The sequence below is a fragment of the Rhodopseudomonas palustris genome, assembly GCF_007005445.1.
GTDB lineage: Bacteria > Pseudomonadota > Alphaproteobacteria > Rhizobiales > Xanthobacteraceae > Rhodopseudomonas > Rhodopseudomonas palustris_G.
In genome coordinates this window covers 480,241-495,599 of the sequence record NZ_CP041387.1, presented here as the reverse complement: position 1 = coordinate 495,599, position 15,359 = coordinate 480,241, and the positions used below count along the sequence as shown (strand labels likewise).

At 65.3% G+C, this 15,359-nt stretch carries 14 protein-coding genes; 5 read left to right on the top strand and 9 right to left on the bottom strand.

All coding sequences use genetic code 11. The features are described from left to right. Nucleotides 1-119: 119 nt before the first annotated feature. Together adh and yiaY are read left to right on the top strand one after the other, a co-directional pair. Nucleotides 120-1,622, top strand: a complete 1,503-nt coding sequence (adh, locus tag FLL57_RS02335) for an aldehyde dehydrogenase (protein WP_185966208.1) — start codon at nt 120-122, stop codon at nt 1,620-1,622. Nucleotides 1,623-1,807: 185 nt separating this feature from the next. Then, the gene (gene yiaY / locus FLL57_RS02330; protein WP_142882019.1) at nt 1,808-2,959 is read left to right on the top strand and encodes an L-threonine dehydrogenase; all 1,152 of its coding nucleotides are present in this window, start codon (nt 1,808-1,810) and stop codon (nt 2,957-2,959) included. Nucleotides 2,960-3,085: 126 nt separating this feature from the next. Here the strand turns inward: yiaY and FLL57_RS02325 are convergent, their stop codons facing one another. Continuing rightward, on the bottom strand, nt 3,086-3,928 hold the full coding sequence (locus FLL57_RS02325) for a DUF1194 domain-containing protein (RefSeq protein WP_142882018.1): 843 nt from the start codon (nt 3,926-3,928) through the stop codon (nt 3,086-3,088). Nucleotides 3,929-4,132: 204 nt separating this feature from the next. Between FLL57_RS02325 and clpS the strand changes: the two genes are divergently transcribed. Beyond that, nucleotides 4,133-4,438 (top strand): ATP-dependent Clp protease adapter ClpS, encoded by a 306-nt coding sequence (gene clpS, locus FLL57_RS02320; RefSeq protein WP_142882017.1) that lies wholly within the window; start codon nt 4,133-4,135, stop codon nt 4,436-4,438. 258 nt (nt 4,439-4,696) lie between these two features. On the opposite strand, the gene FLL57_RS02315 is transcribed toward clpS, so the two are convergent. From FLL57_RS02315 to FLL57_RS02290, 6 genes are all read right to left on the bottom strand, one after another. Further along, the gene (locus FLL57_RS02315) at nt 4,697-5,896 is read right to left on the bottom strand and encodes an adenylate/guanylate cyclase domain-containing protein (RefSeq protein ID WP_013501149.1); all 1,200 of its coding nucleotides are present in this window, start codon (nt 5,894-5,896) and stop codon (nt 4,697-4,699) included. A gap of 110 nt (nt 5,897-6,006) precedes the next feature. Next, complete coding sequence (gene aroC / locus FLL57_RS02310) at nt 6,007-7,095, bottom strand: chorismate synthase (RefSeq protein ID WP_013501148.1); 1,089 nt, start codon at nt 7,093-7,095, stop codon at nt 6,007-6,009. A gap of 148 nt (nt 7,096-7,243) precedes the next feature. After that, nucleotides 7,244-7,837 carry a histidine phosphatase family protein gene (locus FLL57_RS02305; RefSeq protein WP_142882016.1) on the bottom strand — a complete coding sequence of 198 codons (594 nt, stop codon included), beginning with the start codon at nt 7,835-7,837 and terminating at the stop codon, nt 7,244-7,246. Between the two features lie 97 nt (nt 7,838-7,934). Further along, nucleotides 7,935-8,756 carry an enoyl-ACP reductase FabI gene (gene fabI, locus FLL57_RS02300; protein ID WP_013501146.1) on the bottom strand — a complete coding sequence of 274 codons (822 nt, stop codon included), beginning with the start codon at nt 8,754-8,756 and terminating at the stop codon, nt 7,935-7,937. A 209-nt stretch (nt 8,757-8,965) separates the two neighbouring features. Beyond that, the gene (locus FLL57_RS02295; RefSeq protein WP_142882015.1) at nt 8,966-9,937 is read right to left on the bottom strand and encodes a DnaJ C-terminal domain-containing protein; all 972 of its coding nucleotides are present in this window, start codon (nt 9,935-9,937) and stop codon (nt 8,966-8,968) included. Nucleotides 9,938-10,053: 116 nt separating this feature from the next. After that, nucleotides 10,054-10,464: an RT0821/Lpp0805 family surface protein gene (locus FLL57_RS02290; RefSeq protein WP_041807106.1), complete on the bottom strand. Its 411-nt coding sequence runs from the start codon at nt 10,462-10,464 to the stop codon at nt 10,054-10,056. A gap of 123 nt (nt 10,465-10,587) precedes the next feature. On the opposite strand from FLL57_RS02290, the gene pdxH reads away from it, so the two are divergent. Together pdxH and FLL57_RS02280 are read left to right on the top strand one after the other, a co-directional pair. Then, nucleotides 10,588-11,226 (top strand): pyridoxamine 5'-phosphate oxidase, encoded by a 639-nt coding sequence (gene pdxH, locus FLL57_RS02285; protein WP_013501143.1) that lies wholly within the window; start codon nt 10,588-10,590, stop codon nt 11,224-11,226. Continuing rightward, entirely contained in the window at nt 11,223-11,999 is a 777-nt protein-coding gene (locus FLL57_RS02280) for an SDR family NAD(P)-dependent oxidoreductase (RefSeq protein ID WP_142882014.1), read from the top strand. Before pdxH ends, FLL57_RS02280 begins: the two co-directional genes overlap by 4 nt. 451 nt (nt 12,000-12,450) lie before the next feature. Here the strand turns inward: FLL57_RS02280 and FLL57_RS02270 are convergent, their stop codons facing one another. Next, nucleotides 12,451-13,125, bottom strand: coding sequence for a dienelactone hydrolase family protein (locus FLL57_RS02270; RefSeq protein WP_013501140.1), 675 nt, complete (start codon nt 13,123-13,125; stop codon nt 12,451-12,453). A 149-nt stretch (nt 13,126-13,274) separates the two neighbouring features. Then, nucleotides 13,275-15,341: a cytochrome c1 gene (locus tag FLL57_RS02265; protein WP_013501139.1), complete on the bottom strand. Its 2,067-nt coding sequence runs from the start codon at nt 15,339-15,341 to the stop codon at nt 13,275-13,277. Nucleotides 15,342-15,359: the final 18 nt, after the last annotated feature.

The following is a 15,359-nucleotide window of genomic DNA, read 5'->3' as shown; positions in this document are numbered from 1 at the left end:
AACGAACTGATCAGTTCGGAGGCCAATGGCCGCAGGCGTCCCGCACACCTGGCATGCGTCATGCGTAGTTCCATCCGCTTCAAAACAGACGGGAGGAAGCCATGAACCTCATCACAACGATGCATCCGGACGCCAGCACGGTGTTCAAGACCCGCTACGGCAACTTCATCGGCGGCCGCTGGGTGGAGCCTATCGACGGCAGGTACTTCGACAACACAACGCCGATCACGGGCGCAAAACTCACGGAAATTCCGCGCTCGCAGAAGGAAGATGTCGAGCTCGCGCTTGATGCAGCGCACACCGCCAGCGTCTCCTGGAGCAAGACCACGACGACAGAGCGGTCACTCATTCTCAATCGCATCGCAGATCGGATGGAAGCCAATCTCGATTTGCTGGCCATTGCCGAAACGCTCGACAACGGCAAGCCGATCCGCGAGACGCGCGCCGCCGATCTGCCGCTGGCGATCGATCACTTCCGCTATTTCGCAGGTGCGTTGCGCGCACAGGAAGGCTCAATCTCGGAAATCGATCACGACACCATCGCGTATCATTTCCACGAACCGCTCGGGGTCGTCGGTCAGATCATTCCATGGAACTTCCCGCTGCTGATGGCAGCATGGAAGCTGGCGCCAGCACTCGCCGCCGGCAACTGCGTGGTGCTGAAGCCGGCAGAACAGACGCCTGCCTCGATTTTGGTCTGGGCCGATCTGGTCGGCGATCTGTTGCCGCCGGGGGTCGTCAACATCGTCAACGGCTTCGGCGTCGAAGCCGGCAAGCCTCTGGCGTCGAGCCCCCGCATCGCCAAGATCGCCTTCACCGGCGAGACCTCGACCGGCCGGCTGATCATGCAATACGCCAGCGAAAACCTCGTGCCGGTGTCGCTCGAGCTCGGCGGCAAATCGCCAAACATCTTCTTCGGCGACGTCGCGGCCGAAGACGATCCGTTCTTCGACAAGGCAATTGAAGGCTTCGTGATGTTCGCGCTCAACCAGGGCGAGGTGTGCACCTGCCCGAGCCGGGCGCTGGTGCAGGAATCGATCTACGATCGCTTCATGGAGCGCGCGCTCGCCCGCGTCGCCGCAATTCGCCAAGGCGACCCGCGCGATCCGGCGACGATGATCGGCGCGCAGGCCTCCCAGGAGCAGCTCGACAAGATCCTGTCCTATATCGACATCGGCCGGCAGGAAGGCGCCGAGCTGCTGGCAGGCGGGGCACGCGCACAGCTGCCCGGCGATCTCGCCGGCGGCTACTACGTGCATCCGACCGTGTTCCGCGGTCACAACCAGATGCGGATCTTCCAGGAGGAAATCTTCGGTCCGGTAGTGTCGGTCACCACCTTCAAGGACGAGGCCGAAGCGGTGGCGATCGCCAACGACACCCCGTATGGCCTCGGCGCCGGCGTCTGGACGCGGGACGGCACCCGCGCCTATCGGTTCGGACGCGCCATCGCCGCGGGCCGGGTGTGGACCAACTGCTACCACGCATATCCGGCGCATGCGGCGTTCGGCGGCTACAAGCAATCCGGCATCGGGCGTGAGACGCACAAGATGATGCTCGATCACTATCAGCACACCAAGAACCTGCTGGTGAGCTACGGCACCGGGCCGCTCGGCTTTTTCTGAGACGCCTGATTTCATCGGCGGGTGCAAAGCACTCGGCAACAGCAATCCCGGACGGCGTCTCCCACGCTGTCCGGACGGCAGGGCATTGCCCTGGAAAGTGGAGTGCATTCGGACCGGCGCATTCGTGCGGCCGGAGCGCTCATCGACCACCGACCAACAACGAAACGCATGGAAGGAAACACCAAATGACGGCCACGACCTTTTTCATTCCCTCCCTCAACCTGTTCGGCGTCGGCTGCGTATCGAGCGCCGCCGATCACGCCAAGGCACGCGGCTTCAAGCGCGCGCTGATCGTCACCGACAGCGGACTGCACAAGCTCGGCGTCGCCGATCAGATCGCCTCGATGCTGGTCGAGCGCGGTCTGGGCAGCGTGATCTTCCCAGGCGCCAAGCCGAACCCGACCATCCAGAACGTGGAGGACGGGCTCGCTCTGCTGAAGCAGGAGAACTGCGACTGCGTGATTTCCCTCGGCGGTGGTTCGGCGCACGACTGCGCGAAGGGTATCGCGCTCACCGCCACCAATGGCGGCAGCATCAAGGACTACGAAGGCGTCGACAAATCGGAGCACGCCCAGTTGCCACTGATCGCCATCAACACCACGGCCGGCACGGCGAGCGAGATGACGCGATTCTGCATCATCACCGACGAGGAACGCCAGGTGAAGATGGCGATCGTCGACCGCCACACCACGCCGCTGTTGTCGGTCAACGACCCCGTGCTGATGCTCGGCAAGCCGCCGGCCCTGACGGCCGCCACCGGCATGGACGCGCTGACGCATGCGATCGAAGCCTATGTGTCGATCGCCGCGACGCCGATCACCGACGCCTGCGCGCTGAAGGCGATGTCGATCATCTCCAACAGTCTGCGCACCGTGGTCGCCGAGGGACAGAACCTCGTCGCCCGTGAGGCAATGTCGTATGCGGGCTTCCTCGCCGGCATGGCGTTCAACAACGCCTCGCTCGGCTACGTGCACGCGATGGCGCATCAGCTCGGCGGCTTCTACGATCTGCCGCACGGCGTTTGCAACGCGGTGCTGCTGCCGCACGTGCAGGCCTACAACGCGCAGGTCGCGGCCGGCCGGCTGAAGGACGTCGCCCACGCGCTCGGCGTCGACACCACCGGCATGACCGACGCCCAGGGCGCCGATGCCGCCATTCATGCCATCCAGCGGCTGTCGGCCGACGTCGGCATTCCGTCCGGCCTCGGCGGTCTCGGCATGAAGGAAGCGGACGTGCCGGTGCTCGCCGCCAACGCACTGAAGGACGCGTGCGGCTTCACCAATCCGAAGCAGGCGACCCAGACCGAGATCGAAACCATCTTCCGCGCGGCGGCCTGACCTCGTTTACGTCGCGGTCGGACACAAACGTCTCCGACCAGACATCGGAGCGGGATGGCTTCTCACCTAACCGCAAGTCATCCCGCTTCGATCAACCGCGTGGACGCACCAGATGCGTCCACGCCCTCACCGCCCCCACCGGTCCTGCCAGACCTTCTCGCCGATCAGGCACGATACCCGTACCGGGCGCTGCTCGTCGGCGATCGGGACGATGCGGGCGGGCGGAGTGTGCCCTGCGACTTCCATCACCAGCTTGGTATGGATCGCTTCCTTGAACTTGGCGCGATCCTTGATGGTCACCACGAAGGCGCCAGGGCCGCCGATCACGCAATCTTCGTAGTAATAATCGAGATTCTCGATATCCATCATCGAGTAGGACGGTTCCTTCACCATGATCGGCAGGCCGTTGATGACGATACCCTTGGCGACCGCGGCGTCACGCGCAATCGTCACCGGCTCGCCGTTGTTGTTCGGACCGTCGCCGGAGATGTCGATCACCCGGCGCAGCCCGTGATACGGGTTCTGCTCGAACAGCGGCAGCGCGAAGTTGATCGCACCGGAGATCGAGGTGCGCGAGGCGCGGCGCAGTGGCGCCTTCATGATCTCGGCCGCGACGGCGTCGGCCGACTCCGGCCCGTCGATGATCTGCCACGGCAGAATGATCTTCTGATCGCTGGAGGCGGCCCACTCGAAATACGTCACCGCGATCCGGCCGTTGGGGCCGCTCTTCAGGGTCTTGAGGAACTCGCCGGACATCAGCGCCTGCGCATAGCCTTCGCGTTGCACCGCGAGTTCGTCGACGTCCATCGAGTAGGAGACGTCGACCGCCAGCACCAGTTCGACGTCGACCTGCTTGGTATCGTCGCGTCCGGCTGCGGGTTGCGGCGCCTGATTGGGCGCGGCGACAGCGGCCATCCCAACGGCCCCCGCGGCGGCAAGTACGATTCCGATCGAGACCCACCCGCGCATCAGCAGCCCTCCGGTCGACCAACGACGATGGTGACATGCAACCGGCGTGACGGAAAGCCGGAGGACCGGTTCCATATTGATCACTTTCCAGTCACTGATGATCATGGTTCGTGAACAAGCAGCGGCCGGTTTCGCCGATGCCGCCGACGCTGTAGGATATAACCAGCAGTTACTTCACCCAGCGAATCCACGGGTCGGCCCCGCATGAGCAACATCGACCTGAAGCCGAAGACCAAGGCCAAAATCAAGGTCGAGCGACCGAAGCTGCACAAGGTTATCCTGGTCAACGACGACTACACGCCGCGCGAATTCGTGGTTTCGGTGCTGAAGGCCGAATTCCGGATGACCGAAGATCAGGCCTACAAAGTCATGCTCACCGCGCATCAGCGCGGCGTCTGCGTCGTCGGCGTGTTCACCAGGGACGTCGCCGAAACCAAGGCCACCCGCGCCACCGACGCCGGCCGCGCCAAGGGCTACCCGCTGCTGTTTACGACCGAGCCGGAGGAGTGATGCGGACGGCGGGATTTCACCTCTCCCCGCGTGCGGGGAGAGGTCGACCCGACGGAGCGAAGCGACGACGGGTCGGGTGAGGGGGCGTCTCAACACGGCCGAGCCTCTCGGCCTTGCAGAAACGCCCCCTCACCCCAACCCTCTCCCCGCAAGCGGGGCGAGGGAGCCTATTCACTCGTGCGGCAGCACTGTGCTCAACTACCAACTATCGATTAGTTGGCTGTAGCGCGGCTCAGCATCGTCAGCGACTCTCCGGTCTCACAGCCCTTCAGCCGCGAGCGGGGTTTCGTCGGTCAGGCCATGCACACGTTCGGCGTGGGAGAAGCCGGCCATCGGGAATTCGCCGAGGTCGCTCCAGCCTTCCGAGCACAGACCGACGAAATCGCTGGAGGCGACCACGGTGCGGCCAAGTCTCGCGGCGAGCCGCTCCAGCCGCGCGGCGAGATTCACCGCCGGGCCGATGCAGGTGAAGTCGAGCCGGTTGCCGCCGCCGATATTGCCGTAAAGCACCTGCCCGACATGCAGTGCGACGCCGAACCGGAAGCTCTCGATGACGTGGCTGCCTTCGACGAAATTCAGCGCCGCGATGCTGGCGCGACACTCGTTGGCGGCGGCCAGCATCCGGCCGCAGACCTCGGCGGCGTCCGCGCCGTCGTCGGCAATCGGAAACACCGCCAGCAGGCCGTCGCCCATGAATTTCAGCACCTCGCCGCCGTGGCGCGCGATCGCCGTCACCTGACAGTCGAAATACGCGTTCAGCACCTTAACCATGATCTCCGGCGGCAGGCCGTCGGACAGCGCCGAGAAACCGCGCAGATCGGACAGCCAGATTGCGGCGCGCAGATGATCGGCATGGCCGCGGCGGATCTGGCCGGCGAGAATCCGGGCGCCGGCGCGGTTGCCCACATAGGTGTCGAGCAGCGTGGTGGCGATATCGCGCAGGCTGATCACTTCGACCAGCCGCGACAGCGGCGGCATCATCGCGCGCAGCGCCCCGAGCTGGACCTCGGTGAAGCCGCCGGGCTGCTTGGTGGCAAAGCTGGCGGCATGATAGCTGCCGTCGAGAAACCGCAGCGGCAACGCGACGTAGTCGGTGACGGCCTCGGCTCGCAGGTCGTCGAGGAATGGAAACCGGGCACTCTCCGGATCGTCGAGCCGGAAGCGGACCTCGACGCCGTAGTCGTACAGGATCTTCAGCGGGCTGCGCTGATACTCCTCGGACATCTCGACGTCCTGGGTGGTCGAACCGACCTCGACCTCGCCGTCGGCACGCCAGATGAAGCGGTGGCCGTAGATGTCGGGGTGCAGGGTCTCCACGAATACGCCGACCCGGTGCAGCGGCATCCCGGCAGCGACGAGCTGCTCGCAGGTCAGCTTCATCTTCATGGCGGGATCAGGCTCGGAGCGTGCGCCGTCGCTCAGCCAGTCGAGAATGCCGCGGATCTGTTCGGAATGCATGGCAGCACTCTAGCCGCCCGACGTGGCGATTTGTAGCAGGGGCGGACTCATGGCAGTCATCCGCCCGACTCCCGAGGCGGAAGTGAGGCCGTGAGCGTCCCGACCTGCGATCAGCCGCCGATTTGGCCGCGGTGGCGCAGCAGATGATCGGCCAGCACGCAGGCGACCATCGCCTCGCCGACCGGCACCGCGCGGATGCCGACGCAGGGGTCGTGGCGGCCCTTGGTCAGGATCTCGGTGTCGGCGCCGGCGCGATCGACGGTCTTGCGCGGGGTCAGGATCGACGAGGTCGGCTTCACTGCGAACCGTGCCACCACCGGCTGGCCGGTCGAAATGCCGCCCAGGATGCCGCCGGCGTGGTTCGACAGGAACGCCGGCCCCGCATTGCCGTGCCGCATCTCGTCGGCGTTCTGTTCGCCGGTGAGTTCGGCCGCGGCGAAGCCGTCGCCGATCTCGACGCCCTTGACGGCGTTGATGCTCATCAGCGCCGCGGCCAGATCGCCGTCGAGCTTTCCGTAGATCGGCGCTCCGAGCCCGGCCGGTACGCCCTCGGCGACGATCTCGATCACCGCTCCGATCGACGAGCCGGCCTTGCGGATGCCGTCGAGATAATCGGCGAACAACGCCGCCGCATCCTTGTCTGGGCAGAACAGCGGGTTGTTGCCGATCTCGTCCCAGTCCCATTTGGCGCGGTCGATCTTGTGCGGGCCGATCTGCACCAAGGCGCCGCGCACCGTCATGCCGGCGATCACCTTTCGGGCGACCGCGCCGGCCGCGACCCGGCTCGCGGTCTCGCGCGCCGAGGAGCGGCCGCCGCCGCGATAGTCGCGAATACCGTACTTCGCCTCGTAGGTGAAGTCGGCATGGCCGGGGCGATACTTGTTCTGGATGTCCGAATAGTCCTTGGAGCGCTGGTCGGTGTTCTCGATCTGCAGCGCGATCGGGGTGCCGGTCGTCACCTGCACGCCGGTTTCGGGGTGCACCATCACGCCGGACAAGATCTTCACCTGATCGGCTTCCTGGCGCTGGGTGGTAAAGCGCGACTGGCCCGGCCGGCGGCGGTCGAGATCGCCCTGGATGTCGGCCTCGGTCAGCGGGATCAGCGGCGGGCAGCCATCGACCACACAGCCGATCGCCACCCCATGGCTCTCGCCGTAGGTGGTGACGCGAAACAGATGGCCGAAAGTATTGAACGACATGGCGCAGACCGCCCCTTTTGGATTGCGCCGGTTTGGTAACGCGCCGGCCGGACAGGGTCAAACGGACCCTGAGAACCCTCTCCCCTTGTGGGAGAGGGTGGCGAGCGAAGCGCGCCGGGTAAGGGGTACGAGGGGAGAAGGAAAGAGCTCAGCTCACGATCTCGAAGCCACCGTCGCGGAACACGTAGACGGCGCCCTGCTGAATCGGGCCTTCCAGCGCCTCGCGCGGGGTCTTGAAGCCGAGCGCGACGAACAGGGTGCGGCCGGTGCCGACATGACCGACCGCGACGGTGTCGCGGGTCAACGAGGCGACCCAGTCGGTGATGAAGGGCAGCCGCTGGGCGTAGCTCTCGCCGCGCAACGGTGCAACCGACCAGCGATCGGCGTGGCGCGCGGCGTAGACCGCCGCGTCCGAGCGCTCCATCTCGGCCAACGTGTAGCCCTCCCAGGCGCCGTAGGTGATCTCACGCAGCCGTTCGTCGATCGCGTAGCCTTCCGGCTGCAAGCCGAGCGCGCCGCGGACCAGCTCCATTGTGACTCGGGCGCGGCCGAGCGGGCTCGCCCGATAGTCGAGATCCGCAGGCTGCCGGCCGTCACGCCGCAGCAGACCGCCGAGCACGCCGCCGGCCGACGTCGCCTGCCCTCGCCCCTTGTCGTTGAGCGGAATGTCCCGCGTGCCCTGATAGCGCCCGGTCGCGTTCCAGTCGGTCTCGCCGTGGCGGATGAAGTAGATGGTGGGCATATTGCTCTTACGTCATTGCCGGCTTGGCCCGGCAATCCATCAAGCACGTCGATTTGAAGGATGGATGCGCGGGTCAAGCCCGCGCATGACTCAACTGTCAGTCCTTCCCGCCCAGCGAGATGTCCGGCGCATCGGGGTTCTTCATGCCGACGACATGGTAGCCGGAATCGACGTGATGGACCTCGCCGGTGACGCCGCGCGACAGGTCGGACAGGAAGTACAGCGCGCTGTCGCCAACCTCGTCGATCGTCACGGTGCGGCGCAGCGGCGCGTTGTATTCGTTCCACTTCAGAATGTAGCGGAAGTCGCCGATGCCGGAGGCGGCCAGAGTCTTGATCGGGCCGGCGGAGATCGCATTGACGCGGATGTTCTTCTCGCCGAGGTCGGCGGCGAGATAGCGCACGCTGGCTTCCAGCGCGGCCTTGGCAACGCCCATCACGTTGTAATGCGGCATCCACTTCTCGGCGCCGTAGTAAGTCAGGGTGATGATCGAGCCACCCTCGGTCATCAGCTTCTCGGCGCGCTGGGCAATCGCGGTCAGCGAGTAGCACGAGATCAGCATCGACTTGGAGAAGTTCTCCGGCGTGGTGTCGACATAACGGCCGTCGAGTTCGTCCTTGTCGGCGAACGCTATGGCGTGGACCACGAAGTCGATCTTGCCCCACTTCTCCTTCACCGCCTCGAACACCGCGTCGATGGTGGCGCCGTCGGTGACGTCGCAATGCCCGAGCACCAGGCCGCCGAGCTCGGCGGCGAGCGGCTCGACCCGCTTCTTCAGCGCGTCGCCCTGATAGGTCAGCGCGACCTCGGCGCCCTGGGCGCGGCAGGCCTTCGCGATGCCGTAAGCAATCGAACGATTGTTGGCGACGCCGAGGATGACGCCGCGTTTGCCCTGCATCAGGCCGGAAGCTGTCGACATGGGGTGTCCTATCGTCTTGCAATCGGCCTTCGACCTACACCACCGGCCGGACCGGGTACAGCCTATTGTCCGCGTGCAGTTTCAACCATTTGGGCGAGCCGAACAGAGCCGCCCGCGAGACCGAACGAGGCTGACACGGCGCGAGGCCGGAGGAGCGCGCCGGTGGCCGCGGCAGCCGAGGCCACGCTTCGCGACCGTCTTGATCCGCCTCAGCCGAGATCGCTACGCGGATTGTAGGGATGATTGTCCCGCCACTTCTGCATCAGCTTTTCGAGCTCGGCGTCGTGACCGTCGGGCAGGATGATGCGGGTGGTAACGAACAGATCCCCGGTCGCGCCGCCCTTCGGCAGCCCCTTGCCCTTGAGCCGGAAAATGCGTCCGCTCGAGGTGTTCTTGGGGATCGACAGTTCGATCGCGCCGGTCAGCGTCGGCACCCGCACCTTGGCGCCGAGCACAGCCTCGTACAGCGTCAGCGCCAGTTCGAGCTTCAGATCGTTGCCGTCGATCTTGAAGTAAGGATGCGGAGCGATGTTGACAGTGATCAGCAGATCGCCGGCGCGGTGACCGGGCGCGCTTTCACCCTGGCCTTTCAGCCGAATCTGCTGCCCCGCGCCGACGCCGGCCGGAATCTTGACGTTGAGCTCCTTGCCGGTCGGCAGCCGCACCCGCTTTTCGGTGCCCCGCGCCGCCTCTTCCAGCGTCACCGTCATCGAGACGGTCTGGTCGAGATCGGGGGCGAAGCCGGTATCGAAATCGAAGCCCTGGCTGCGACCGCGCGGACCCGCACCGGCGCCGCGCGCGCCGGCCGCCCCGCCGAACATCGAATTCAGGATGTCCTCGAAGCCGGCCGCGCCGCCGAAGCCGCCACCGGGGCCGCCGCCGCTACGGAAGGAGTATTGCTCGAAGCCGCCGGTGCCGCCCGCGCGACCGCCGCCGCCGGGGAAGCCCTGAAAGCGCGGCTTGCCTTCGGCGTCGATCTCGCCGCGGTCGTATTGCTTGCGCTTGGCCTCGTCGCCGATGATCTCGTTGGCGGAATTGATTTCGGCGAAACGCGCGGCGGCTTTGGGATCGTTCTTGTTGCTGTCGGGGTGATGCTTTTTTGCCAGCTTGCGATAGGCGCTTTTGATCGCCGCAGCGCTGGCGTCCCGCTGCACCCCCAGGACCTCATAGGGGTCGCGCATCCGTCTCGTCTCCTTCAGGAATTCCAACTGTGGGCGAACGCCCGTCGCCAGTCATCTGGGGGTTTCATGTCTTTTTTGCAACCGGAATCGGCCCGATGGCGGACGCAATCGGTGGTTCAGGAACGCCGCCAAGGTTTGAGCGCGCGGATTTCCCAATGACCACGCGCGGTGCGGCAGGCTGCCCCCTGCATCCAGCTCTCGGTCTTGTCCCTGACATAGGAGGCGAGGAAGTCGCGACAGGTGCGGCCTTCGGCGCTGTAGGCGGCGGCCAGCGGAGTCACCGAGCCACGCGCGCCCGTTGCCGGGTTCTCCCACGGCTGACTGGAATCCTTGTCGCCTTTGGTCAGAACGTCGGACGCCGCGATCCGCGCCAACGCCAGATCGGCCTCCGTCGGGCCGTCGTCCTTGGCGGGCAGCACCGCACTGATCGAGCCGGTGAAATCGCTGGAGTCCATCTGTGCGAACGGCCCGTCGCGGCCGGTCATGCCGCAGCCGCCGAGCGAGGCACCGATTAGAATCGCTATCATTGCCGAAAACGACGGCAGGATCGCCGATAGGCCAATGCGTTGCCGTACCCTATATAGGTCGAACCTAGACAGGACCTGCAGCGCGTTCCGGACCGCGGTGAAGCACAACTCGGATTCCCTCGCATGAGCGACCCTACGATCAGACCACAGAGTGAGTTAACGCCCGGTGATTTCACCGCGGCAGAGAATCCGTTTGCGCTGTTCACCGAATGGCTTGCCGAAGCAACGCGGTCCGAACCGAACGACCCCAATGCGATGGCGCTGGCCACGGTCGACGCCGAGGGGCTGCCTGACGTCCGCATGGTTCTAATGAAGGGCTATGACGAGCACGGTGTCGTGTTCTACAGCCACATCGCCAGTCAAAAGGGCCGCGAGCTGGCCGAGAATCCGAAAGCGGCACTGCTGTTTCACTGGAAATCGCTACGCCGGCAGGTTCGGATGCGCGGAACGGTGACGCCGGTGACCGACGCCGAGGCCGACGCCTATTTCGCCACGAGGCCGAAGCAGGCGCAGATCGGCGCCTGGGCGAGCAAGCAGTCGCAGCCGCTGGAAAGCCGGTTCGCTTTCGAGCAGGCGATCGCCAAGGTGGCGGCGCGGCATCTGGTCGGCGAGGTTCCGCGGCCGCCGGGCTGGAGCGGCTGGCGGATCACCCCGTCGCGAATCGAGTTCTGGCACGACCGTCCATTCCGCCTGCACGACCGCATCGAATTCCGCCGGGACACCCCGGATCACCCCTGGACCAAGACAAGGCTGTATCCATGAGCCCCGACTCCCAAAAGCCGCGCACGCCCGAGAGCAACGCGCCGCGCCGGACCATGATTCTGACCGGCGCCAGCCGCGGCATCGGCCACGCCACGGTGATCAGATTCTCCAGCGCGGGCTGGCGAGTGATCACTTGCTCGCGGCACCCGTTTCCCGAGCAGTGCCCGTGGGGCGCCGGCCCCGAAGACCATATCCAGGTCGATCTCGGCGACCGCTCCGATACGCTGCGGGCGGTCGACGAGATTCGGGAGCGGCTCGACGGCGGCGCACTGCACGCGCTGGTCAACAACGCCGCGATCTCTCCGAAGGCGGCGGGCGGCGCGCGGCTCGGCTCGATCGACACCGAGCTGGACACCTGGGAGCACGTTTTCCGGGTGAATTTCTTCGCACCGATCATGATGGCGCGCGGGCTGATCGAGGAGCTGAAGGCGGTCAAGGGCTCGGTGGTCAACGTCACCTCGATCGCCGGCTCGCGGGTGCATCCGTTCGCCGGCGCCGCCTACGCCACCTCGAAGGCTGCGCTCGCGGCACTGACCCGTGAGATGGCAGCCGACTTCGGACCGGTCGGGGTCCGGGTGAACTCGATCGCCCCGGGCGAGATCGACACTTCGATCCTGTCCCCCGGCACCGAGAAGATCGTCGAGGAGCAGATCCCGATGCGCCGTCTCGGCACCCCGGACGAGGTCGCCAAGATCATCTACGTGCTGTGCACCGAGACCTCGTCCTACCTGAACGGCGCCGAGATCCACATCAACGGCGGCCAGCACGTCTGACCGGGCGGACAAGCCCGGGCCTCACCCCTAAAACACCGCCGCCCCGGTTCCGATCCTATCGGAACCGGGGCGGCGCAGATGGTCGCATCGGATGCGTGCGGCGTGGCGGCTGGGCGGCCACGCCGGTCGTCGTCCATCAATCGGCGCGGAATCGCCGCGGAGAGCGCCATCGCGCCGGCGACTGCAACGCGATCCCGGCGCTCGAACAATCATCCTCCGATTCGTCATCGAGCAGCGCCGCCCCGCAGTGTCTGCACCGGCGGCCCTCGCCTGCGGCTGCGCGCGGGCCGATCGGCTCGGCACGATAGCTCGCGAGGTCGACGACGTTTCGGAGATCGGGGTTTACGACTGTTTCAACCATGCTGTCCTCGTAGCGTAGGCCAGCGTTATCGCAGCAAACTGATCTGCCAAATCTTCAGCCGAATGTTCGAATTTTACCGGACGCCGGCCGTCACGAGAGATGCTTTCCAAAGAACTGCGTCGCACGACTCCACGCCAGTTCCGCCGCTTCGCGATCGTGCACCGCAGCGCGCTGCTCGTTGACGAAAGCGTGGTCGGCCTCGTAGCGGAAGAATTCCGCTGACTTTCCAGCCGCTTTCAATCCGGCCTCGAACGCGTCGACCACTTCCGGCGTGCACCAATCGTCACGGTTGGCGAAGTGGCCCTGCATCGGCACCATCACGTCCGACGGCTTGGCGGCCTGCTCCGGGGGGATGCCGTAGAACACCACAGCGGCGCTCAGCTCGGGGATCTTGCAGGCACCGATCACCGTGACCGCGCCGCCGAGACAGAAGCCGGTCAGCCCGACCTTGGCGCCATTGCGCGCCAGATAATTGACCGCGCCGCGCACCGTCTGGGTGGTGGCGTCGATGAAATCGAGCGAGCTCATCTCTTTGTTGGCGGCGTCCGTGTCGTGATAGGGCACCACCGTGCCGTTGTAGAGGTCGGGCGCCAGCGCGTCGAAGCCGGCCTGGGCGAAGCGATCGGTCAGTCCCTTGATCTGATCGGACAGCCCCCACCATTCCTGGATCACCACCACACCCGGTGCCCTGCCGCTGGCGGCATTGGCGAGATACCCGCGCGCTTCCTTGCCGTCCGGACGATTGAAACTGATCAGCGTGCCCATCGCGTCTCCCCTGCGCTCCTGCAAATGCTTTTGATTATTTTGTCCGGAGCGAGGACGAGATGCAATCGCTGCGCCGCAATGCGTCATGGATGCAGACAACAAAAAAGCCCCCGGAGGGGCTTTCCTGTCTGTTTGCGATGAGCGTCCGATCAGTGGACGTTGGACCACACCTTGCGCTTGGTGAAGTACAGCAGGCCGGACAGGATGATCAGGAAGATCATCACCTGCAGGCCGAGGCGCTTGCGGGCTTCCATGTGAGGCTCCGCGGCCCAGACCAGGAACGCCGAAACGTCCTTGGCGTACTGATCGAGCGTCTCCGGCGTACCGTCGTCGTAGGTCACCATGCCGGCCTGAATCGGCGGCGGCATCTTGATCGAATGGCCCGGGTACCACTTGTTGTAGAACGCGCCGTCGGGGAGGCTGAAGCCCTCCGGCGGAGTGTCTTCATAGCCCTGCAGCAGCGCGGCGATGTAGTTCGGGCCCTGCTCCTGGAACTGGGTGAACAGATCGAAGATGAACTGCGGGAAGCCACGCGAATAGGTGCGCGCCTTGGCCAGCAGCGACATGTCCGGCGGAACCGCGCCGCCGTTGGCAGCACGCGCGGCCTGCTCGTTCGGGAACGGCGAGTGGAAGGTGTCGGCGAGCCGGCCGGGACGCTCGAACATTTCACCCTGGTCGTTCGGACCGTCCTTGATCTGGGCTTCGGCAGCGATCGCCTTGACCTGATCGATGGTGAAGCCCGGGCCGCCCGGCTCGGCGAGGTTGCGATACTGCAACAGCTTCATCGAGTGGCAGTTGGCGCAGACTTCCTTGTAGATCTTGTAGCCGCGCTGCAACTGGGCGCGATCGTAGGTACCGAACGGACCTGCGAAGCTCCACTCCAGCGACGGCGGATTCTCGCCGCCTTCCGCCGCCTTGGCCGGCTGGATGCCGCCGACCATCAGGCTGCCGGCGAACAGCACCGCCGCGACGCCGGCCACCGCCTTGGTCACCTTGCCCTTGTTGAGGACGTCTTCGGCGATCGAGTTCGGCAGCGGCAGGGTCTTCTCCATCCGACCCAGCACCGGGAGCACGATCAGGAAGTAGGCGAAGTAGAAGAAGGTGAACACCTGGGCGAGCGTGGTGTAGATGCCTTCCGCCGGCTTCGAGCCGAGCCAGCCCAGCATCAGGCAGGTCGCCACGAAGGCCCAGAAGAACCGCTTGGCCATCGGCCGATAGCGGGACGAACGCACCTTGCAGCTATCCAGCCAGGGCAGGAACAGCAGCACGATGATCGCACCGAACATCGCGATGACGCCCAGCAGCTTGTTCGGGATCGAGCGCAGGATCGCGTAGAATGGCAGATAATACCATTCCGGCACGATGTGCGGCGGGGTCACGCCCGGGTTGGCCTGGACGTAGTTCTCCGCGTCGCCGAGGTAGTTCGGCATGTAGAAGATGAACCACGAATAGAACACCAGGAAGCACGACATGCCGAACACGTCCTTGAGGGTCGCGTACGGCGTGAACGCCACGGTGTCCTTCTCGGTCTTCGGCTCGACGCCGGCCGGGTTGTTCTGACCGGTCACGTGCAGCGCCCAGACGTGCAGCACGACCACGCCGGCGATCACGAACGGCAGCAGATAGTGCAGCGAGAAGAAGCGATTCAGGGTCGGGTTGCCGACCGAATAGCCGCCCCACAGCAGCGTCACGATGCTGTCGCCGACGATCGGGAACGCCGAGAACAGGTTGGTGATCACGGTGGCGCCCCAGAAGCTCATCTGGCCCCACGGCAGCACGTAACCCATGAAGCCGGTCGCCATCATCAGCAGGTAGATGATGACGCCGAGGATCCACAACACTTCGCGCGGCGCCTTGTACGAGCCGTAGTACAGGCCGCGGAGCATGTGGACGTAGACGGCGATGAAGAACATCGACGCGCCGGCGGCGTGCATGTTGCGCAGCAGCCAGCCGTAGTTGACGTCGCGCACGATCCGCTCGACCGAGTCGAAGGCGAGATCGACGTGCGGGGTGTAGTGCATCGCCAGCACGATGCCGGTCACGATCTGCACCGCCAGCATCATCGACAGGATGGCGCCGAACGTCCACCAGTAGTTCAGGTTACGCGGCGTCGGGTAGGCGATGAAGGAGGAATGAACGAGGCCCGCGATCGGCAGGCGCTGCTCCAGCCACTTCATCAAGGGGCTTTGTGGCTGATAGGTCGAGGGTCCGCTCATGATGCGATCCTAGTAAGC

Excerpts from the sequence above, each read along its gene's own strand:
- FLL57_RS02305 (WP_142882016.1), bottom strand. The coding sequence starts at position 7,837 with ATGCCCACCATCTACTTCATCCGCCACGGCGAGACCGACTGGAACGCG.
- FLL57_RS02325 (WP_142882018.1), bottom strand. The coding sequence starts at position 3,928 with ATGCGCGGGTGGGTCTCGATCGGAATCGTACTTGCCGCCGCGGGGGCC.
- adh (WP_185966208.1), top strand. The coding sequence starts at position 120 with ATGCATCCGGACGCCAGCACGGTGTTCAAGACCCGCTACGGCAACTTC.
- FLL57_RS02290 (WP_041807106.1), bottom strand. The coding sequence starts at position 10,464 with ATGATAGCGATTCTAATCGGTGCCTCGCTCGGCGGCTGCGGCATGACC.
- pdxH (WP_013501143.1), top strand. The coding sequence starts at position 10,588 with ATGAGCGACCCTACGATCAGACCACAGAGTGAGTTAACGCCCGGTGAT.
- FLL57_RS02295 (WP_142882015.1), bottom strand. The coding sequence starts at position 9,937 with ATGCGCGACCCCTATGAGGTCCTGGGGGTGCAGCGGGACGCCAGCGCT.
- FLL57_RS02280 (WP_142882014.1), top strand. The coding sequence starts at position 11,223 with ATGAGCCCCGACTCCCAAAAGCCGCGCACGCCCGAGAGCAACGCGCCG.
- FLL57_RS02265 (WP_013501139.1), bottom strand. The coding sequence starts at position 15,341 with ATGAGCGGACCCTCGACCTATCAGCCACAAAGCCCCTTGATGAAGTGG.
- FLL57_RS02270 (WP_013501140.1), bottom strand. The coding sequence starts at position 13,125 with ATGGGCACGCTGATCAGTTTCAATCGTCCGGACGGCAAGGAAGCGCGC.
- yiaY (WP_142882019.1), top strand. The coding sequence starts at position 1,808 with ATGACGGCCACGACCTTTTTCATTCCCTCCCTCAACCTGTTCGGCGTC.
- fabI (WP_013501146.1), bottom strand. The coding sequence starts at position 8,756 with ATGTCGACAGCTTCCGGCCTGATGCAGGGCAAACGCGGCGTCATCCTC.
- clpS (WP_142882017.1), top strand. The coding sequence starts at position 4,133 with ATGAGCAACATCGACCTGAAGCCGAAGACCAAGGCCAAAATCAAGGTC.
- aroC (WP_013501148.1), bottom strand. The coding sequence starts at position 7,095 with ATGTCGTTCAATACTTTCGGCCATCTGTTTCGCGTCACCACCTACGGC.
- FLL57_RS02315 (WP_013501149.1), bottom strand. The coding sequence starts at position 5,896 with ATGCATTCCGAACAGATCCGCGGCATTCTCGACTGGCTGAGCGACGGC.